Here is a 20296-nt window from a genome sequence, read left to right on the forward strand (position 1 = left end):
AGACCGGCATGCAATGTCCCACCTGCGACGAGTACGGCGACCTGCTGCGCGCCACGGTCCGCAAGACGGGGCAGCAGGTGATCGTCTGCGCGGAATGCGATTTCGTGTGGCCGCATCCGGGGCAGCCTTTCGACGAGGCCCGCGCCACGGACGTGGCTTCCCTGCTGGCGCGGTCCGGCCTGGACGACGACTGGGACGAGCTTGAGCTGGGGCCAGGGGTGCCCCCGGCATAGCGCCGGCATGGCTCCTTCTTCATTGCCGGCACTGCATGCCGCGTGCGCTATCCCGTAGTACTACGTAAATACAAATGAATATTTCAGGAGTATAGTATTCATTCGTATGGAATATGCCTGATCCGGCATATTGACGACAGCACCGGCGCCAGTCAGGGGAGGCGGCCTCCCCGCATGGCATTCCAGGCGCGGTGCTGCCGTCGATATGCGGGGTATGGATGCCGTACGGCGTGCTGCACGCCGTGCCACGGTGCTCGACGACCTCTTCGTCCGCTCCGCTGGTGCCGCGGTGTGGCGCATGACGGTGGTGCTGATCAAATGATGAGCGACTCCCCGACCCCGAGCCGTTTTTTTGTGCTCTTTCTCCTGGACCCGGGCGCCGCCCCAAGCGCCACCTTGATCCGCTGATCCCACAAAAACATTCGATCATGCCGGCACTGCCGTTATCTCTCTTGTCACCTTGAGCCTGCCGCACATGGCTCGGATGGCTGCGTATAGACTAACGGAGTACAAAATAAAATGATGAATGATCTTCATTCAACACCAGGGAAATTTTCAGCAGCGGATCTCGGCAGAATAGTCTTCTCCCTGGTCGTTGCCATCGTGGCGCTGGCCTTGTTATATGGCGGCGGCAAGCTGGTGGGGCTGGGCGGATCGAGCTACTACCTGATCGCCGGCTTCGCCTATCTGGCACTGGCCATCCTCTTCTTCTTGAAAAAGCGCAGCGGCGCGCCGCTGTCCGTCGCCATCTTCCTCGCCACCTGTGCCTGGGCCTTGTACGAGGTTGGCCAGTTCAGCTACTGGGAACTGCTGCCGCGCGTCGTCGTGCCGGCCGTGATCCTGATGTTCAGCCTGTGGGTGGGCGCGGCCTTGCCGGGCGGTTCCCGGGGCCAGCGCCGCTTGGCGAACTGGTGCGGCCTGGGCCTGTTCTCGGCCCTGGCCGCCACCCTGGTCGCCGCGTTTTTCCCGCATGGCGTGATCTTCGATCCTTCCGCCACCGCCGCCACGGCGGACCGCTCCGCCGCGCCGGACGGCGCGCCCGAGAACTGGGAATTCTTTGGCCGCGATGCCTCGGGCACCCGCTTCGCCCCCTACACGCAGATCACGCCGGGCAACGTCAAGGACCTGCAAGTGGCCTGGACCTACAGGACCGGCCGCCGCACCACCGGCGCCGGCGCCGGCGTCGATGAAAACACCCCGTTGCAAATCGGCAATGTGCTGTATTCGTGCACGCCGGAAAACCTGGTGACGGCCCTCGATGGCGACACGGGCAAGCCGCTGTGGAAATTCGACCCGCACGCCAAAAGCGCGGAACACGTGACGTGCCGCGGCGTGGGCTATCACGATATCGACAAGGACAGCAGCCTGGACGCGGCCGTCAAGGCTTCCTATGCCCAGCAGCAGCAATGCCGCCAGCGCATCCTCGTGTCGTCCGTCGATGCCCGTTTGTTCGCGCTCGACGCGCATACGGGCGCCCTGTGCCAGGACTTTGGCGACAAGGGCTATGTCGACCTGAAGAAAGGCATGGGGCCGACGGAAAACAGCAAGCGCTATCACCCCACCTCGCTGCCGGTCGTCATGGGCCACCTGACGGTGGTCGGTGGCTGGGTGCGCGATATCATCGCCGGCGAGCCGTCCGGCGCCGTGCGCGCATTCGACGTGCTGAGCGGCAAGCTGGTGTGGGCCTGGGACGTGGGCGCGCCGGAGAGCGCCGATACCACGGCGCCGGCGCACCAGTTCGCGCTCGATACGCCGAACGTGTGGACCGTGCCAACCTATGACAAGGCCTTGAACCTGCTGTACCTGCCTACCGGCAACGGCCCGCCCGACTACTGGGGCGGCGACCGCAACGCCGTCAAGGAGAAATACGGTTCGGCCATTGTGGCCGTCGATGCCTCCACCGGCAAGGCCAAATGGGTCTACCAGATGGTGCACCACGATGTGTGGGACTTTGACCTGCCGTCGCAGCCCGTGCTGTATGACATGAAGAACGCCCAGGGCGGCAAGACGCCGGTGCTGATCCAGACCACCAAGACGGGCCATATCTTCGTGCTGGACCGCCGTACCGGCACACCCTTTACGCAGGTGGAGGAACGCGCCGTGCCGACCGCGCCGGCCGCCCATGGCGAGCATCTGTCGCCGACGCAGCCATATTCGGTCGGCATGCCCGTCATCGGTGCCGAGCCCCTGACGGAGAAATCCATGTGGGGCGTGACCACCTTCGACCAGCTGTACTGCCGCATCCTCTTCAAGGATTCCGTCTATGTGGGACCGTTTACGCCGCCGAGCGAAAAGCCGTATATCGAATGGCCCAGCCTGTTGGGCGGCATGAACTGGGGCGGCATGTCCATCGATGAAAACACGGGCATGATGTTCGTCAACGACATGCGCATGCCGCTGCGCATGTCGCTGGTGACGCAGGAAAATACGAAGAAATTCAAGGTCTCGACCGACGAGGTGCCTGGCTTCATGGGCACCATCCGTCCGCAAGTGGCCGGCATCTATGGCGGCGTGAAGATCGACATCATGCAGTCGCCGCTGGGCGTGCCATGCAATAACCCGCCATTCGGCAGCATGAGCGCCATCGACCTGAATACGCAAAAACTGGTGTGGCAGGTGCCGCTGGGCACGGTCAAGGATACGGGCCCGCTGGGCATCAAGACGCACTTGCCGATCCCGCTGGGCATGCCGACCCTCGGCGGCCCGACCTCGACGGCGTCAGGCCTGGTGTTCTTTGCCGGCACGCAGGATTATTATCTGCGGGCGCTCGATTCGGCCACCGGCAAGGAAGTATGGAAGGCGCGCCTGCCGGTGGGCGCCGTGGCCGCGCCGCTGATCTACAAGTCGCCCGTCAGCGGCAAGCAGTACGTGGTCATTTCCGCCGGCGGCATGAGCCACTCGCCTGACGTGGGCGATTACATCATCGCCTATGCCTTGCCGGACAGCGTCAGCAGGAAATAGACCGGTGCTGTAGACATCCGCTCAAATAATCCCCACGCGCTGGGGATTATTTTTGCCTGCTTCATGCCGCGCTGACCACTTCGCTGCCCAGCAGCAGCATCTCCACTTCCTGCGCCGGCAGCGGGTGGCTGAAGTAAAAGCCCTGCGCCTCGTCGCAGCCATGCTGGCGCAGGTAGTCGAGTTGTTCCAGCGTTTCCACGCCTTCGGCCACCACGCGCAGTTTCAGATTGTGCGCCAGGGCAATGATGGAAACGACGATGGCCGCGTCGTCCGCGTCGCGCGCCACGTCGCCGACAAAACTGCGGTCGATCTTCAGCACGTCGATGGGGAAGGTGCGCAGGTAGGCAAAGCTGGAATAGCCCGTGCCGAAATCGTCGATCGACAATTGCACTCCCAGCGCCTTCATGTCGTGCAGCTGGCTGACGGCCAGCGCCACGTCGTGCATGAACAGGCTTTCCGTCAATTCCAGTTCCAGGCAGGCCGGCGCCAGGCCCGTCTCGGCCAGCACCGCCCCGATCGAGGCGACCAGGTTCGGTTCGTTGAACTGGCGCGCCGACAGGTTCACCGCCAGGCGCAGCGGACCGAGTCCCGCCGCATGCCAGGCCTGCATTTGCGCGCAGGCCTGGCGCATGACCCAGGCGCCGATCGGCACGATCAGGCCCGTATCCTCGGCCAGCGCGATGAAGCGCTGCGGCGCCACCATGCCCAGGTCCGGGTGGCGCCAGCGCAGCAGCGCTTCGACGCCGACGATGCGCCCGCTGGCCAGCTCCACCTGCGGCTGGTAGTGCAGCACGAACTGTTCGCGTTCGAGCGCGTTGCGCAGCGCCGTCTCGATGCGCAGGCGCTCCAGCGTGGCCTGGTTCATCGCCGTCGTATAGAACTTGATGTTGTTGCGGCCCTGCTTCTTGGCGCAGTACATGGCGATGTCGGCCTGCTCGATCAGGTTCTGCGTCTCGCCATTCAGGGTCACGTCGCCCGGCGCGTCATAGCGCGACATGTCGTAGACGGCCACGCCGATGCTGCAGGTGACGAAGAATTCCTTGCCATCGAGCAGCACCGGCTGCGCCACGGCGTCCATCACGCGCTGCACGATGGCGCTGCTGAGCACTTCGTCGGCCTGTTCGCACAGGATGGCGACAAATTCGTCGCCCGACAGGCGCGCCACCGTATCGGTTTCGCGCAGGCTGGCCTGCAGGCGCGTGGCGATGGTTTTCAGCAGCAGGTCGCCGGCCTTGTGGCCCAGGCTGTCGTTGACGAACTTGAAACGGTCGAGGTCGATCAACAGCACCCACAGGGCGCGGTTCTTGCGGCGCGACAGGGCCATCGCCTGCGTCAGGCGGTCGCGCAGCAGGGCGCGGTTGGGCAAGCCCGTCAGCACGTCGTGGTGGGCGATATGCTGGATGTGCTGCTCGGCCAGCTTGCGTTCCGTGATTTCGGAGCCCGTGCCCCGGTAGCCGCGGAACTCGCCCAGTTCATTGAACAGCGGCTCGCCATTGATGCTGAACCAGCGCAGCCGGCCGTCGCGGTCGTGCATCGCGTACTCCAGGTTGCTGAAGGGCAGGTGCGCTTCCAGCGTGGCGATATGCTGCTTGCCCCAGCGTGAATTGCGCATCTCCGGGTTATTGTCCCAGCGCGTCATGCCGATGAAGCGTTCCAGCGGCATGTTCGACTTGTCCGTGAAACCGCTGGTGATATGGGTGAAGCAAAAGTGCACGTCCTGCTCCCAGTACCAGTCCGAGGACAGGGCCAGCAGGCGGCGGAAGCGCTTCTCGCTTTCCTGCAGCGCCCGTTCGGTGCGCTGGCGCGCGCGCACGTCTGCGCTGAGCAGCTCGTTGCTGCGCTTCAGGTCGGCCGTGCGCTGCTCCACCAGCAGCTGCACGCGGCGCGAGCGCTGCGTCAGCGATTGCACGAAGGCGGCCGTCAGCATGCTGAACAGCAAGCCGCAGATGAGCGTGAACAGGGAGCCCAGATGGTCGGCCAGGAAAGGGCGCGGATGGGCCACCACGCGCACGTGCCATGGCCGGCCCGCCGACGAGAAGGCCCGGTCGTAATGGCTGTGGTAAGCGAATTGCAGCCACGGCGGCAGCGATTCCCAGGCGTTCTTCCCTTGCTCGGCCGACGCCTGGCCGTGCTGGAAGATGCGCTGGCCCGGATCGGCGCCGGCATCCGCATACACGCTGATTTCCAGCTGCGGGTCGCCCAGCAGATCGGCGCCCTCGAGGATTTTCTGCACCAGTTCGCTGGCGCGGATGACGGCGGCCGTGTCGCCCACCAGCGCCGCGCGCCGCTGCTGCACCGTTTGCAGGGGCACGCCGTGGCGGTACACGGGACGCAGGATGACGAAGCCGCGCTGCGGTCCCTGCGCCAGGGCCAGCAGGCCGGTGGCCGTGGTCTGGCCGCTGATGATCGCCTGCTCCAGCGCGCCCGCCAGCAAGCCATCGGGGCGCACGTTCAAGCCGAAGGCGGGGCGGTTGCCCTGCAGCGGTTCAAGGTAATCGATCACCAGGTAGCTGGCCTGCGCGGCGGCCGGCACGATGGCGCCGTCGCGCATTTCCGTCATGGCGTAATCGGGCATGATGCGGCGCAGGTCGGCCTCCAACGCGGCGCGCTGCGCGTGAGGCACGAGGCGATGGAAATTGAAGGCCTGGATGAACGGATGGCGCTGCAGCAGGGGCGTGGTGAAATCGTGGAACTGGCTGCGCGTGACGGGCACGACGGCGGCAAACAGCTGGTTGGTGGTCGTCAGCACTTCCACCGCGTCATCGAGGCCTTGTTCGATGGCCGCCACCCGTGCGCCCGCGCGCTGCTGCAGGCTCAGGCTCATCTTGTCGTATTCGAGCTGGCTGATGGCGGCGAACAGCACGGCCGTGACGCTGACGCCGCAGGCAAAGGTCAGCGCAGCCGCGGTGGAAATCGACAATGGCAGGCGGCCACGCAACATGGGTTTTCCTATTTCACTTCATGGAGAGCATCATCCGGCAACGCCTGCCGGCGCGCGAAGGCGATAGTTTGTCATAAACCACATCAAGCAGGCTGATTTTGCACCAATTCGCTGCTAATAAGCAACAATATAGTGGCCCATGGAGAATGACTATCAGTCGCTGGCGGCGCCCGACCGGCGGCGCAGGCGCCACAGCTGCCACGCGGGCAGCAGCCGGTTCAGCAGGGACAGTCCTGCCATGCGGCGCCAGCGCACCAGGCGCACGGCACGCATGGCGCGGCCGCCGCCGTGCGGATCCGGCTTGGCGGCGAAGACGATGCGGTTGTTGCCGGCGATGCCATCGAAGCTGCACACGGCGCCGCGGAAGGTCAGCATCAGCCGCTGCAGCATGGCGGGGTAGTGTTCGTCATAGCTGAACAGGTTGGCCACCAGCACGCCGCCGGGCAGCAGGGCGCGCAGGCAGTCCGCATAGAAGCGCGCGCTGCCCAGCGCCGGCGGCAAGCCCGTCTCGTCGTAGCCGTCGAGCAGCAGCACGTCGGCGCAGCCCGGATGCTGGCGGATATAGCTGACGGCGTCCGTCTCGATGATGCGCAGGCGCGCATCGTCGGGCGGCAGCATGAATTGCTCGCGCAGGGCGATCACGTCGGCGCGCAACTCCAGCACGGTGATGCGCGCCTCGGGCAGGTGGCGGTGGCAGAATTTCAGCAGCGAGCCGCCGCCCAGGCCGACCATCAGGATATGCCGCGGACGCGGCACGAACAGGGTAAAGCACATCATGGCGCGCGCATAGCGCAGCAGCAGGTGGTCGGGGCGCGACAGCAGCATTTCGCTCTGGATCATGCCGGGCCGGAATTCCAGGCGGCGCCGGTCGCCGCAGGTGTGCACCTGGGGCGCGGGCAGGGGAGAGGACAGGCTTTCCGGCATGGCTGAAATCGCTGAGTGAACGTGGGCGGATGTTTTGTTGCATTCAGAGAAATCTGATAAGCTCCCGAGAGCATACCCGAATTGTAATCCGCACACTGTGTGCGCAATGGCGCGGCGGGCTGGCCACCTGCCATTTGACGCGTGGTTTCGAGCGCGGCGCACGGCATCACAAGGCTGGCGCCGGCGAGGCCGCGCAGCCGGGCACCATGGAGATACGCATGTTTTTGGACCACCCCATCATTACGGCCACAAATAGTTTTACCGAGCCGGACCGCATCGAGCGGCTGACGCGCGTGTATGGCTACGCGGCGGCACTGGCTGATCAGGCCGCCAACTTCGATTTCATTGAAAAAGTGGCGCAGATCCACGACCACAAGGGCACTCTCATCGTCTTCTGGCACGAGGCACCCAGCGAGGCGGAAAAGCAGTACTTCGTGCAAGCCTGGGCCAGCAAGGTCGGCGATGGCAGCACCAATGTCGAACACGAAATCTGACACAAGGTGCCGCGCCAGCGCGGCGATGGCGTAGCCCATGGATATCAAGACCCTGGTACTGGCCCTGGCGCTCGGCAACCTGAGCCTGTGCGCGGCCCTGTTCTTCTTCGAGTACGAGCGCAAGAAGTCGCTCAGCATGTCCACCTGGGCGGTGGCCAAGCAATGCCAGGCCATCGCCTGGTGTTTGCTGTATTTCCGTGGCGTGCTGCCCGATGTGCTGTCCATCTTGCTGGGCAACAGCCTGCTGTTTGCCGGCATGGCGCTGGACGCGGGCGCGCTGTGGCAGGCGGCCGGGCGCGGCCGCTGGCGCCGTTATGTGCTGCCGGCGCTGGGGCTGGCGATCGGGCTGTTCGCCGCCTGCTACCTGTTCGACGTGGCGCCGCTGCTGCGCAGCGCGGGCGGTTCGCTGATCGTCGCCGGCTTCTTCCTCGCCGGCGTGGCCGCGCTGTGCCTGAAATGGCGCGAAGCGAGCATGCTGCGCCGCTTCCTTGTCGTCAGCATGGGCATCCTGTCGCTGCTGATCGCCGCGCGCGGCGTGCTGGCCGCCACCGTTCCGGCCTTCGATGCGGAGCTGATGCAGCTGGCCGGCTTCGGCGCCCTGTACCTGATGATGCTGACGAACGCGTTCGGCTATCTGCTGCTGTCGCGTGAAAAACTGGGCGGCGAACTGGCGCGCCTGGAAGTGATCGACACGGCCACGGGCGTGCCGAACCGGCGCGGCTTTTACCAGGCGCTGGCGCCATGGATGGCGCTGGCGCGCCGGCCCGGCCTGCCGACGGCGCTGGTGGTGCTCAATATCGACCACTTCAAGCGCGTCAACGACAGTTACGGCCATCCCGTGGGCGACGCCGTGCTCAAGGCGATCGTCGACACTTGCCGCCAGCAATTGCGCGACAGCGACCTGATGGGCCGCCTGGGCGGCGCCGAATTCGCCATCCAGCTGCCGCGCACCAACCTGGCCGATGCGCTGATGGTGGCCGAGCGCATCCGCGCCGCCGTCGAGGCGCTGCCCGTCAAGACGGAGCGCGCCGTGCTGCAGCTGACGGCCAGCCTGGGCGTGACCACCATCCGCGCCGAGGACAGCACCGTCAGCCTGTTCAAGCGGGCCGACGAGGCGCTGCAGGCGGCCAAGCAGGCGGGCCGCAACAGGGTGGTCGAGGCGCAGGCCGCCAGCACCCTGGACGTGTAGACGCCTATTTCCTGGGCGCGCCCAGCCAGCTGGGCTCCCTGCCGCATTCCTTGCTCAGGAACAGGGCGTCGAGGCCGGGATCGCAGCGCCGGTCAGGCGCCTTCATCGGCTCGACACTCAGCCATTCACTCCTGGGCAGGATCTTTTCTTCGCGCGGCGCCACCGGCGGCGCGGGCGGCAGGCTGTCTTGCCACCTGGGGGCGGCGGCGGGTGCCGGGGGCGTGGCCCAGTTGGCGTCCACCTGCCGCGCCTGCGCGGCGCCGGGGTGGGCGGCGGCTGCGTCCTCGCGCGGCGCCTGCGCCTGCGCGGCCGCGCACAGCAAGCTGCCGGCGAACGCCAGCACGACGCTGCATGTGGCGGTGGTGTTCAATGAAATCATGGTCTGTCCCTGGTCGATGCCGCGAAGGCGTGCCCGCTAGTATGGCGGCAGGCGCCAGCAAAAAGACCAGAAAATTGCAAGCGCTTGTTACCAAAGGGACTATAGTGACAGCTGGCCAGCAGGTGCGCCGCAGCAAGTTTACCCAGGCGCCTGGCGTCTGCCCGGCATATGAATACCCTAACTTTCATTTAAGCAAAGCAAGTTATGCTGTGGGGCGGATGCTTGCCTCTCTGTGCCGTCCGCGCCGCCATTCCTCTTTCTTACTCTTGCAAGGCCCATGATGAAAAGTCTCAAATCCCTGCCTGTATGGCCCCTTGCCGCGCCGCTTGCCGGCTGGTTGTTCCTGTTCGGCGCCAGCTTCAACTTGGGCGGCGCCTACCAGATCCTGCTGGTCGCCGGCCTGATCGGCAGCGTGCTGGCCGCTGTGTACCACGCGGAAGTGGTGGCGCACCGCATCGGCGAGCCGTACGGCACCCTGGTGCTGGCGCTGGCCGTGACCCTGATCGAGGTGGCGCTGATCGTCTCGCTGATGCTGGCGGGCGGGCCGGAAACCACGGGCCTGGCGCGCGACACCGTGTTCGCCGCCATCATGATCATCCTGAACGGCATCGTCGGCATCTGCCTGCTGCTGGGCGCTGGCCGGCACAAGGAGCAGACCTTCGGCCTGCTGGGCGTGAGCGCGTCGCTGGCCACCCTGGCGGCCATCGCCATCCTGACCCTGGTGCTGCCGAACTACACCTCCAGCGCCGCCGGCCCGTACTACAATTCGAGCCAGCTGATTTTCATCGCCGTCATTTCCCTGGTCTTGTACGGCACCTTCGTGCTGGTGCAGACGGTGCGCCACCGCGATTACTTCCTGCCCAAAGAAGCCGTGGGCGACGAGGAAGTGCATGCCGAGCCGCCGACGCCCACCGTCGCCTGGATCAGCGCCGGCGCGCTGCTGGTGTGCCTGGGCGCCGTGGTGCTGCTGGCCAAGTCGCTGGCGCCCGCGCTGGAGACGGCGATCGCCGCCATGGGCGCGCCGAAAACCCTGGTCGGCATCGTCATCGCCGCCATCGTGCTGCTGCCCGAAGGCCTGGCCGCCGTGCGCGCCGCGCGCGCCAACCGCCTGCAAACGAGCTTGAACCTGGCGCTCGGTTCCGCCCTGGCCAGCATCGGCCTGACGATTCCCGCCGTGGTGGTGGTGTCGCTGGCCACGGGCCTGACGATCACCCTGGGACTGGATATCAAATCGACAGTCCTGCTGCTGCTGTCGCTGATGGTGGCCACGCTGTCGCTGGGCACCGGCCGCACCACGGTCATGCAGGGCACCGTGCACCTGGTGATTTTCGCCGTCTACCTGTTTACCACCATCGTCCCGTAGACCGCAATTGCCGCTCGCCGTTTTGTCACAATCCTGTCACGCCGCTGTCATACGATGGGGGTAGTGTGGTAGGATTTTTAAATCGTTTAAATCGTTTAAATGATTTATATAGTTTGCCAACTCAGTTTGACAAGTTTCAGTGGTTGGCATGGCAATGACAAGACAAGAGGTCAGTATGTATGCAGCGGTGGACCTGGGGTCCAACAGTTTTCGTTTACACGTCGGCAAGCATGATGGCGACACCATCCGCGTCATCAAGAGCGTGCGCGACCCGATCCGCCTGGCCGCGGGCCTGGACGCCAACGGCGACCTGACCGAGGCGGCCATGCAGGCGGCGCTGGCCTGCCTGCAGCGCTTTCGCGCCATCCTCGCCGGCTACGAGCTTGACGCCGTGCGCGTGGTGGCCACGTCGGCCATGCGCGTGGCGCGCAACGGCGCCGTCTTCCTGCCGCTGGCCGAGCAAGCCATCGGCTATCCGATCGAGATCATCTCGGGCGAGGAAGAGGGGCGTTTGATCTACATGGGCGTGGCCAATTCGCTGGCGATTCCCGGCGAACGCCGGCTGGTGATGGATATCGGCGGCGGCTCCACCGAATTGATACTGGGGCGTGGCCACGATATCGAAAGGGTCGAGTCGTTCAGCCTGGGCACCGTCAAGCAAAGCCTGTCGTTCTTCATCGGCGGGCGCATCGACGCGCCGTCGTTCGAGGCGGCCATCCTGTCGGCGCGCAGCCATTTCGAGGATGCGGCGCCGCCCTACCATCCGCAGTACTGGAAGACGGCGTACGGCTCGTCCGGCACCATCCGCACGATCGCCGACATCATCGCCCGCAACAAGCTCGGCGATGGCTTGCTGACGGGCGCCAGCCTCGACGCGCTGGCGCGGCGCTTCATCGAGCTCGGTCATACCAGCCGCATCGACATGCCCGGCCTGCGGCCCGACCGCGCCAGCACCATCGTCGGCGGCCTGGCCATCCTGATCGGCCTGTTCCGCGAACTCGACATTCCCGCCATGACGCCGATCGAGGCGGGCCTGCGCATGGGCGTGATGTGGGACTTGTACCTGCGTTCGACCAAGCGCGACCGCCGCGAGCAGTCGGTGCAGGGCTGCATGGACAAATTCCATATCGACCAGCAGCGCGCCGGCAGGGTGGCCGAGCAGGCGCTGGCCATGTACGCGCAGCTCAAGCCGACGTCCGAGGCGCTGGTGAAATGCCTGCGCTGGAGCAGCCTGCTGCACGAGGTGGGACTGGCCGTGTCGCAGACGGGCTACCACAAGCATGCGGCCTACATCGTGGAAAATGCGGACCTGCCCGGCTTTACCACGCGCGAACAGAAGACCATGAGCCGCCTGATCCTGGCGCAAAAGGGCAATCTGCGCAAGATCGGCGAAGTGCTGTCCGACCCCGATTTCGCCAAGGCCGTGCTGGCGCTGCGCCTGTCCATCCTGCTCATGCATGCGCGCATCGAGGCCGATTTCAGCGAACTGCGCCTGCGCATGAAGAGCCGCATCGAACTCGATATCAAGCGCGGCTGGGTGGCGCACCATCCCACCGTATCGTTCTGGATCGAGAAGGAGCAGGAATTCTGGGATGAGGTCGGGGTCGATTTCACCATCCGCGCCAGTGCCTGACTGGCCGTGCCATGCGCATGACTTGATGTGCAGCAAGCAAGGTTTCAAAAAACAGTATATATTGTTTATATTATTTATTAGATTGGAAAATCCATGACCAAAACCGTTCCTGCGAAAAAAGCCGACAGCGCGCCCGTATCGATGTTCCCTACCAGCGCATCGATCCATGCGGCGGCGGCCAAGGCCGCCCCGGCCGCCAAGCCTGCCGCGAAACCAGTGGCCAAGCCTGCCGCCAAGCCAGTGGCCAAGGCTGCTGTCAAGCCCGCCGCGAAGCCGGCGGCGGCCAAGGCTGCCGTGGCCAAGGTTGCCGTGGCCAAGCCAGTTGCTGCCAAGCCCGCCGTGGCGAAGGCGCCCGCCGCCAAGCCGGCGGCCAAGGCCGTCGTTGCCAAGCCTGTGGCCAAGCCGGCCGCCAAAGCCGCCGCCAAGCCGGCCGTCAAAGCCGTCGCCAAGCCGGCGGCCAAGCCAGCCGCGAAAGCCGCCGCCAAGCCAGTGGCCAAGGCCGCCGCCAAGCCTGCCGCCGTGAAGAAGGCGCCGGCCGCGAAGGTCGCCGCCGTCAAGGAAAAGGCCCGCAAGCCAAAGCTGGTGCGCGACAGCTTCACCATGCCGGAAGCGGAATATGAGGTGCTGGGCCAGGTCAAGAAGGCGTGCCTGAAGGCCGGCTTCGAGATCAAGAAAAGCGAATTGCTGCGCATCGGCGTGGCGCTGATCAGCCAGATCGACCTGGCGACCCTGCAAAACGTGCTGGCCGGCCTGCCGCAGCTCAAGACCGGCCGCCCGAAGAAGGATTGATGGCGCGGGCCGGATCAACACCCGCCCGGCCGTTCTGGTTTACCATGGGGCCTGTGATAGATCCCCATGGTTGCCATGTCTGAAGATACCTCCGCCGAACGCGCCGGCTTCATCGAGCGCGCCATCGTCCGCCACCGCGCGGGCGATGCCCTTTCCGCCATCGACCACGTCGCCGAGGAAATCCCCGTCGCGCTGGTCTTCAATGGCATTTCCCACGTCGTCATGATGGCCACCCCGCGCGACCTGGAGGCGTTTGCCTACGGCTTCGCGCTGACGGAAGGCGTAGTCGGCTCCGCCGCCGCCATCTTCGACTGCGAAGTGTTTTTGCGCGCCGATTCCGCCGAAGTGGCGCTGACCATCGCGCAGGAGGATTTCGTGCGCCTGAAGGACCGGCGCCGCGCGCTGACGGGGCGCAGCGGCTGCGGCGTGTGCGGCATCGACAGCATCGAGATGCTCGACCTGCGGCCGCAGGCGCTGCCGCCTTCCCTGATCCACGTCGACCTGCCCGCCGCGCTGGCGCGCGCATCGGGCGACTTGCGCGAACACCAGGCGCTGATGCAGGCCACGGGCGGCGTGCACGCGGCCGCGTGGTGCACGCCCGACGGCGCCATCGTGCAGGTGTTCGAGGATATCGGCCGCCATAACGGCCTGGACAAGCTGATTGGCCACCTGGCCTTGAACGGCGTCGACATGCGGCGCGGTTTTGTCTTTCTGTCGAGCCGCGGCAGCTACGAGCTGGCGCGCAAGGCGGCGCGCATGGGCATCCCCTTGCTGGCGACGATCTCCGCCCCCAGTTCGCTGGCCATTTCCATCGCCACGCAGGCGGGCATGAAGCTGGTGGGCTTCTGCCGCCAGGATGCCTTCGTCGATTACACGCCCGGCATCACCGTGTAAGCGGCGCTGTCACCGACGGCGCCGGCGAGTGTGGTAAATGCGCACGCTCTTCCCCTGGCATTGACTTGCGTCATGGAAATGACATTCGGCTGTCATTTTCCTGACATATTAGACAAGTACGCTGGAGTCGTCTTGATCACAGGGGATGAAACCATGCAAAACATAATCGCATCAAACGACGCCAAGGCCCGGCCAGTCCAACTGGTGCTGAGCCAGGCCAGCACGGCCGCCGAGTTGCGTGAAGTGCAGCGTCTGCGTTACAAGGTGTTTATCGAGACCATGGGATTGAGCTCGCTGGCCAATGCCGATGGCCTCGACAGCGATGAATTCGACGCGCACTGCGACCACCTGATCGTGCGCGACGCCGACACCCTGAAAGTGGTGGGCACCTACCGCGTGCTCAGCGCGGCGAAGGCGGCCAAGATCGGCCGCCTGTATTCGGAAAATGAATTCGACCTGAGCCGCCTGAACAACCTGCGCGGCCGCATGGTCGAAGCGGGCCGCGCCTGCATCCATCCCAAGTACCGGGGCGGCAGCGTGATCATGCTGCTGTGGTCCGGCCTGGCCGAATACATGCGCCGCGAGCGCTGCGACTACCTGGTCGGTTGCGCCAGCATCAGCCTGGCCGATGGCGGCCACAATGCCGTCGCCGTCTACCAGGCGCTGGCCGAAAAGCACATGGCGCCAGCCGAATACCGCGTCACGCCGCACCTGCCGTTCCCCATCCACCAGGTGGAGGCGGCGCACAAGCCGCAAGTGCCGCCGCTGATCAAGGGCTACCTGCGCTCGGGCGCGTGGATTTGCGGCGAACCGGCCTGGGACCCTGATTTTGAAAGCGCCGACATGTTCATGATGATGCCGCTGGCGAATCTCGATGAACGCTATGCGCGCCATTACGGCGTCGTGCCGGGCAACTGACGCGCGCCGGCCTGGCATCATGCCCGCAGCGCGCCCACCAGCGCCTGCACGGCGCCGCGCAAGCCGCCATCGGCGCCATCGGGCGGCAGCAGGTCGAGCAGGAAACGCAGCGGCGCCATGACGGCTTCCGGTTCGCCGATGCTGCCGTGGCGCCGCACGGCGTCGCGGTACAGCGCCAGGAAGGCGGCCAGCGCCTGGGCGTCGAAGGGCTGGCCGTGCGGCACCTGCCACAGTGCCGCCAGCAGGGCCGCGCGCACGGGGGCGCCGGCGTCGATGGCGCGGTGTTCGTCCGCGTGGCGCTGGCGCGCATAGGCGATGGCGTCGTGCAGCAAGTCGCCCAGTTGCGGGTGCAGGGCTTGCCAGGCGCTGTCGTCGCCATGCGCTGCCAGCAGCAGGGCGCCGGCCAGCACCTGAAAAATCAGGTCGCAGTCGGCCACGCCGCTGCGCAGTCGCGCTTCTTCCAGCGCCGCCAGGCAGGCCGCGCTCATGGCGCGCAGTTCCGCCAGGCCCGCGCCGCCCGCGCGGCAGGCCAGCAATGCCTGCAAGGCCCAATATCTCCCCAGCAGCGCCAGGCGCTGCGCCGTCGGTGCCAGCGCCACCAGCAGGTCGATATGCCGTTTGCCATCCTGCAGCAGCTGGCGTCCCTGCACCGGGTCGCACGTGGCCGGCACCTCGATGCCGGCGCCCGCGTCCACGCCGCACAGGGCCGCGCCCTGGCGCATTTCCAGTTCGGCCCATTGCGCCAGCGCGCGCAGCGCCACCTTGCCGTCGGCCGCGCTGTGCGCCGCCCGGTAGTGCTCGATGGCGCGCAGGGTGTTGTCCAGGCCACCCAGGCCGGCCCGCGTGGCGGCCATGTTTTCGCGGATGTCGGCGCAGCCGAAGAAGCGCGTGCGCACGGCTTCCTCGATGCTGGCCAGCTTTTCCTCGATGGCCGCGCGGCGCGCCGCATCGGCGCCCGCCAGGCGCGCGTGCAGGGTTTCCAGGTCGGCCAGCAAATGGCCGTGATAGCGGTAGTCGGGCGCCTGCCACGGGCGGCTTTGCGTGTTCGGGAAGCGGTAATGGTCGTCGCCATACGCCTGGTAGGCGCCCCAGGTGTTCGAGGCGGGGAACTGCAGGTACGCCGCCTCGCGCGCCAGGCGCACGGCGTCGCCGAAATATTCGCCGCTCAGCATGGCGTGATAAAAGCTGTGCGCGAAGATGCTGGCCGCCTGGTCGTCGATGCGCCAGCCGGCCGCGATCACGGCCTGCGAGCCGATCGAAATGAAGGCGCTGGCCAGGCTGGCGGCCAGTTTCGACCACGGCGCGATGGCGTCCGGGCGCATGTCGCCCAGGTGGCAGCAATTGATGAAGACGAATTGCGGCACGCGTTTCAGCTTGCTCACCTGCGCCGCCGTCAGGCGCGTCTTCGGTCCCAGCACCAGTCCCGTATGGGCGATGCCGGGGCCGGCCACTTCGCCATGGCCGGCCAGGTGGATGGCGAAATAGCGCTCGTCGAACAGGTGCACCAGCACGCGCTGGGCCTGTGGCCGCAGCAGTTCGCGCACCTGGTAGCCGTAGGCGCCGAACATGCGCGCCACGTCCTGCGCCTCGGCCTGGGCGGCGGGCAGCTCGGGCAGGCCGGAGTCGGTGTCGCCGATCACCAGTACGTTGCTGCTGGGCGGACTGATGGCGGGCGGCTGTTCGCGCAGGCTGGCCAGCTGGCGCACCATGCCGATGCGCGTCGACAGGGGGCTTTCCTCGCCGTCCGCCTCGTCGCGCATCAGTTCCCACGGGTAGATGGCGGCGCTCTGGTCGACGGCCAGGATCAGGCCGCGCATCTCGGGAATGGCCGCCTTCAGGCCATTGGGCAGCATCAGTTCATATAGCGCGCGCGACAGGCCAGGCTGGTCGGTGGTGTTGTCGGTGGCGTCCATGATCAGGCCATCGACGGCCTGCCGCTGGTTCGGTTCTTCATCGACGCTGTTGTGCGCGCGGTCCGTCAGCAAGGTAAAGCGCAGCGCGCCGGACAGGTCGGCGGCGACGATCTGCACGCGGCGCCAGCCATTGTCGCCGCTCAGGGCGGGCAGGATGCGCCGGTAGCCGCCAGGGCTGTGGCGGATGCGCCGCTCGAACGTGAAACTGTCCTGGTAGCGCGCCTCGGCCATGATCTGTTCGATGGCCACGGCGGCGGCGATGGCGCGCGCCTCCGACTGCTCGTAGATGCCGATATGGCCGATGCGGCAGGCCATGCCCGCGTCTTCCAGGCGCCGGTTGGCGCTGCGCGCGCCATCGATCAGGGCGCGCGCGCACAGGGCGATGCTCAAGCCGCCATAGCCGGAACCGGACAGCAGGCTGGCCACGCGCAAGCCATGCTCGCCCATCGCCGGTGCCGTCACGTGGCCGGCGGCGCGCACCTGCAGGCAGACGCACGCGTATTCCAGCAGGCCGCCGGCAAAGGCGCGCGCCAGTTCGCCCGGCGTCAGTTCGCCCAGCGGGCCCAGGCCGATGACGATGGCGCCGCCCGGGCGCCGCGCCGCGTCGGGTTGCAGCACCACCAGCGCGGAGTCGGGCCGCTGCGGGAAGCGCCCCAGCGCGTGGATTTCCTGCAGTTTGCCGGCCAGCAGCCGGTCGAGAAAGCTCATGCTGCCGCGCAGCGATTCGTAGGCGTAGCAGCCGCTCATGACGGGGGCGTCGGCCGAGGCCATGCTGCCGTGGATGACGGAAATGCTCAGGCGCGGCGCATGGGGCTGCGGCGCGGTGACGGGGCGCGCGGCGCCGATGGCCGCGTCCAGCAATTCCTGCGGCTGCGGGTACAGCGGCGGCACGTCGGGCGTGTACGGACGAAAGCGCGGCGGCACGCTGCCCGGCGCGTGCGGTGGCCGCTGTGGCAGGGCGCCGGCCTGGCCCGTGTCCAGCAGCTGGGCCATGTCGGCGTAGTACGCTTTCTGCAGCAGCAAATCGCCATGCGCCACGGGCAGGTAGCAGGCCGCCACGCCGGGCGGCACCGCGCCTTGCCACGGCGTGCGCCCGTCGCCATCCATGGACCAGGCCACCTCGATGCCGCCGCCGTGCAGGCGCAGCGCCACCGGCGTGTCGGCGCAGCCGGCCAGGTAGCTGCACCGCCGCGCGTCGAGCGGCGCGGCGGCCAGCAGGGCCACGGTGGCGCGCGCGGCGGCCAGCGCCGCTGCCGCGGGCGCTTGCCAGCCGCCGGGCAGGCCCGCCTGCGCGTCGCCGGCGGCCAGCCCGGCCCAGGCATCGGGATCGAAATAATCGATGGCGTCCTGCGTCTGCGGCCAGGGCAGCATCTCCAGCACGCCGGGAAAGGCGCGCACGAAGCCGAGAAACTGGCGCTGCGCATGCTTCCAGCTGATCCAGCTGGCCAGCATGCGCACCAGCGGATCGCGTCCCAGCAGCACCTGCACCATCGCCTGCGTGCCCTGGTTGGCCGTGCCCACCTGCAGCAGGCGGCTGCCGGCGATGGCGCCAAAGCGCGGCCAGCGGTCTTTCAGGGCCAGGCGCGCCACCAGCCCGCCCATGCCGTGCGCGAGGATGCGCAGCGGCTGGCCGCGCTGCTCGGCGTCGTGCATGGCCGCGTCGAGCACGGGCAGGAAGGCGGCGCTGGCGTCCTGCAGCGACAAGCGCCAGTCATAGGTGAACGGCCGCACTTCCTGGCTTTGCGCGAGGAAGCGGGCGAACGGTTCGTAGCAGGACTCGAGCCAGCCGGCGCTGACGATGTGCGGCTGGCCCACGGCCAGGCGTTCGATGCGGCCCTCGACCAGGTTGACGGGATCGAACCAGATGCGGTTGCTGCCCACCTGCAGGTGGCTGCCCATGATGTCGGGCAGCAGCAGCACGATGGGCGCGTGCTCGCGCCGCTTCGGCACTTCGCCGCCGCGCGCCAGCAAGCCATGGTCCAGGCCCGCCAGCGGCGGCCAGGCCGCATCGTCGCCCGCCAGCGCCTGCAGCGCCGCCAGGCTGGACGGCATGCGCTCGAAGTAGTTCAGGTGGTGCACCTGGGGCCCGCACAGCAGCAGCTGGCGCACGGGCGTGCTGCGCGTGGCGCCGCCCGCCATCGACGCGCAATTGACCACCAGGTCGCTTTGTCCGCCATAAAAAATCTCGCCGACGCAGTCGCCGAGCCAGCCCAGCAAACTGTCGCCGCTGCAGTCGCCCGCCAGCACGTGCAGCGGGCTGGCCACGCGCACATCGGGTGCATTGAGCAGGGCCACCAGCGGCGAGTCGGGCATCATCGCTTCGAGTCCGGGCAGGATGCGCGCGTCGCAGCGCTGCTGCACCACGGCCAGCAAAAAGGCCAGGGCGCCATCCGGCGTGCCGCTGTCCTGCAGCAGATTGAGCATGACGCTGGCCCAGCGGTCCAGGCGGCCCGACATCAGGGTGGTGCCGCGCGCGGGGCAGGCCACGCGCACGAAGCGGGCGATGCGGATGGCGCGCGTCTTCAGTTCCATGCTCAGTTCGCGCAGGCGCGCCGCGTCGTCGGCATAGCCCAGGCGTCCGCACAGCCGTGACTGCGCCGTGAAGTGCTCGATATCGTGGCCGTTGAATGCTTCGCCGCCCACCGTGTTTTCGCTCTGGCGCGCCAGGCCGTCGCCGGCCAGGTCGACGGCGCCGCGGCTGTCGATGCGCTGCGCGCGCGCCAGCAGTTCGCCCACCAGGCCGCCGCGCGAATGGGCCAGCAGGTGCAGCACGGCGCCCTGCGGCAACTGGCGCACCAGCGCCAGCGCGTTTTGCAGGGGGCTTTCGCTGAGGCTGCGGTGTTCGTAGCCAAAGATGCGGTTGCCGTATTGCGCCGCCAGGCGTGGCGCCAGGCCGTTGCGCCACAGGCCGCCGAAACTGCGCGGCGTCGACGAAGCCGTGCCATGCAACAGCAGCAGCAGCGGTTCCGTTCCCGCCGGCAGGCTGGCGACGGCGCTCATGCTCGGTTGCTCGATGCCGCAGCGGTACAGGCCCAGGCGCTGCTCCAGCTGGCGGTCCTGGAAGGCGCCCGCGGCGGCCAGCGCCGTCATGGCGCCGGCGCCGCTGCGGTACACGCGCACGGCGCGCAGCATCCACGCGCCCAGGCCGTCGCGGCTGGCGCCCGGTGGCCGACGCGCCGCTTGCGGACGCAGGGCCAGGCCCACTTCGATGGCGGCCGGCGCGCCATCGCGCGACTGCGTGGCCGGCCCCAGGTAGCGCGGCAGGTCGAGGCTGTTGGCCAGCAGCGAACTGCCGTCGCTCAGCAGCAGCTGCACCACGTCGGCCGGGCCGATATCGAGCGTGATGCGGCTGGCGCCGATGCCGCGCGCGCCCGACAGCACATGGCTTTCACTGTGCCAGCCGGGCGCGGCGGGACAGTCGCCGGCGCTGGCGAGGGGATCGCGGGTGAGCGTCAGGCGCAGCACGGGTGGCGCGGCCGGCGCGATGGGCTCGCTGGGCATGCGGATGAATGGATGGGCTAAAAGCAGACCTTGATACGGCAGGCGGCAAGGCGTGTTGCGTCAGATCAAGCAAGCATGGCTTTGTTGCTGGCGGAGGGCGGTGCAAGGGAAAGGCGGGAAAGGCGGGGAGGGGCTGCGTGGTGGCAAGTGGCGGCAGAAACGGT

13 protein-coding genes are annotated in these 20296 nt (G+C 67.2%); 9 read left to right on the forward strand and 4 right to left on the reverse strand.

Going from position 1 to position 20296, the window contains the following annotated elements; genetic code table 11:
- Positions 1-8 precede the first annotated feature (8 nt).
- Together BM193_RS20015 and BM193_RS20020 are read left to right on the forward strand one after the other, a co-directional pair.
- Entirely contained in the window at positions 9-233 is a 225-nt protein-coding gene (locus tag BM193_RS20015) for a hypothetical protein (protein WP_139176201.1), read from the forward strand.
- A gap of 519 nt (positions 234-752) precedes the next feature.
- Positions 753-3194: a membrane-bound PQQ-dependent dehydrogenase, glucose/quinate/shikimate family gene (locus BM193_RS20020; RefSeq protein WP_254786327.1), complete on the forward strand. Its 2442-nt coding sequence runs from the start codon at positions 753-755 to the stop codon at positions 3192-3194.
- 61 nt (positions 3195-3255) lie between these two features.
- On the opposite strand, the gene BM193_RS20025 is transcribed toward BM193_RS20020, so the two are convergent.
- Both BM193_RS20025 and BM193_RS20030 read right to left on the reverse strand, forming a co-directional pair.
- Positions 3256-6135, reverse strand: coding sequence for a bifunctional diguanylate cyclase/phosphodiesterase (locus tag BM193_RS20025; RefSeq protein ID WP_092799342.1), 2880 nt, complete (start codon positions 6133-6135; stop codon positions 3256-3258).
- 153 nt (positions 6136-6288) lie between these two features.
- Positions 6289-7059, reverse strand: a complete 771-nt coding sequence (locus BM193_RS20030; protein ID WP_092799340.1) for a spermine/spermidine synthase domain-containing protein — start codon at positions 7057-7059, stop codon at positions 6289-6291.
- Positions 7060-7277: 218 nt separating this feature from the next.
- Here BM193_RS20030 and BM193_RS20035 point away from each other — a divergent pair, with 218 nt between their 5' ends.
- Together BM193_RS20035 and BM193_RS20040 are read left to right on the forward strand one after the other, a co-directional pair.
- Positions 7278-7553, forward strand: a complete 276-nt coding sequence (locus BM193_RS20035; RefSeq protein ID WP_092799853.1) for a hypothetical protein — start codon at positions 7278-7280, stop codon at positions 7551-7553.
- Between the two features lie 37 nt (positions 7554-7590).
- Positions 7591-8742, forward strand: a complete 1152-nt coding sequence (locus tag BM193_RS20040; protein ID WP_092799338.1) for a GGDEF domain-containing protein — start codon at positions 7591-7593, stop codon at positions 8740-8742.
- A 4-nt stretch (positions 8743-8746) separates the two neighbouring features.
- Here the strand turns inward: BM193_RS20040 and BM193_RS20045 are convergent, their stop codons facing one another.
- The gene (locus tag BM193_RS20045; RefSeq protein WP_139176199.1) at positions 8747-9121 is read right to left on the reverse strand and encodes a hypothetical protein; all 375 of its coding nucleotides are present in this window, start codon (positions 9119-9121) and stop codon (positions 8747-8749) included.
- A 280-nt stretch (positions 9122-9401) separates the two neighbouring features.
- Between BM193_RS20045 and BM193_RS20050 the strand changes: the two genes are divergently transcribed.
- From BM193_RS20050 to BM193_RS20070, 5 genes are all read left to right on the forward strand, one after another.
- Entirely contained in the window at positions 9402-10484 is a 1083-nt protein-coding gene (locus BM193_RS20050; RefSeq protein ID WP_092799851.1) for a calcium:cation antiporter, read from the forward strand.
- 175 nt (positions 10485-10659) lie between these two features.
- On the forward strand, positions 10660-12117 hold the full coding sequence (locus tag BM193_RS20055; RefSeq protein WP_092799334.1) for a Ppx/GppA phosphatase family protein: 1458 nt from the start codon (positions 10660-10662) through the stop codon (positions 12115-12117).
- A 93-nt stretch (positions 12118-12210) separates the two neighbouring features.
- The gene (locus BM193_RS20060; protein ID WP_092799332.1) at positions 12211-12906 is read left to right on the forward strand and encodes a hypothetical protein; all 696 of its coding nucleotides are present in this window, start codon (positions 12211-12213) and stop codon (positions 12904-12906) included.
- Positions 12907-12981: 75 nt separating this feature from the next.
- A complete protein-coding gene (fdhD, locus tag BM193_RS20065) occupies positions 12982-13800 on the forward strand; it encodes a formate dehydrogenase accessory sulfurtransferase FdhD (RefSeq protein WP_092799849.1) in 819 nt (272 codons plus the stop codon).
- Positions 13801-13953: 153 nt separating this feature from the next.
- Positions 13954-14718: a GNAT family N-acetyltransferase gene (locus BM193_RS20070; protein ID WP_092799330.1), complete on the forward strand. Its 765-nt coding sequence runs from the start codon at positions 13954-13956 to the stop codon at positions 14716-14718.
- A 17-nt stretch (positions 14719-14735) separates the two neighbouring features.
- On the opposite strand, the gene BM193_RS20075 is transcribed toward BM193_RS20070, so the two are convergent.
- A complete protein-coding gene (locus BM193_RS20075) occupies positions 14736-20132 on the reverse strand; it encodes a CHAT domain-containing protein (protein WP_092799328.1) in 5397 nt (1798 codons plus the stop codon).
- Positions 20133-20296 lie beyond the last annotated feature (164 nt).

Source organism: Janthinobacterium sp. 344 (assembly GCF_900112025.1).
Taxonomy (GTDB): Bacteria; Pseudomonadota; Gammaproteobacteria; order Burkholderiales; family Burkholderiaceae_D; genus Janthinobacterium.

Coding starts and splice junctions, on each gene's coding strand:
- BM193_RS20035 (WP_092799853.1), top strand. CDS start 7,278: ATGTTTTTGGACCACCCCATCATTACGGCCACAAATAGTTTTACCGAG.
- BM193_RS20055 (WP_092799334.1), top strand. CDS start 10,660: ATGTATGCAGCGGTGGACCTGGGGTCCAACAGTTTTCGTTTACACGTC.
- BM193_RS20030 (WP_092799340.1), bottom strand. CDS start 7,059: ATGCCGGAAAGCCTGTCCTCTCCCCTGCCCGCGCCCCAGGTGCACACC.
- BM193_RS20070 (WP_092799330.1), top strand. CDS start 13,954: ATGCAAAACATAATCGCATCAAACGACGCCAAGGCCCGGCCAGTCCAA.
- BM193_RS20050 (WP_092799851.1), top strand. CDS start 9,402: ATGAAAAGTCTCAAATCCCTGCCTGTATGGCCCCTTGCCGCGCCGCTT.
- BM193_RS20020 (WP_254786327.1), top strand. CDS start 753: ATGATGAATGATCTTCATTCAACACCAGGGAAATTTTCAGCAGCGGAT.
- BM193_RS20060 (WP_092799332.1), top strand. CDS start 12,211: ATGACCAAAACCGTTCCTGCGAAAAAAGCCGACAGCGCGCCCGTATCG.
- BM193_RS20015 (WP_139176201.1), top strand. CDS start 9: ATGCAATGTCCCACCTGCGACGAGTACGGCGACCTGCTGCGCGCCACG.
- fdhD (WP_092799849.1), top strand. CDS start 12,982: ATGTCTGAAGATACCTCCGCCGAACGCGCCGGCTTCATCGAGCGCGCC.
- BM193_RS20045 (WP_139176199.1), bottom strand. CDS start 9,121: ATGATTTCATTGAACACCACCGCCACATGCAGCGTCGTGCTGGCGTTC.
- BM193_RS20040 (WP_092799338.1), top strand. CDS start 7,591: ATGGATATCAAGACCCTGGTACTGGCCCTGGCGCTCGGCAACCTGAGC.
- BM193_RS20025 (WP_092799342.1), bottom strand. CDS start 6,135: ATGTTGCGTGGCCGCCTGCCATTGTCGATTTCCACCGCGGCTGCGCTG.
- BM193_RS20075 (WP_092799328.1), bottom strand. CDS start 20,132: ATGCCCAGCGAGCCCATCGCGCCGGCCGCGCCACCCGTGCTGCGCCTG.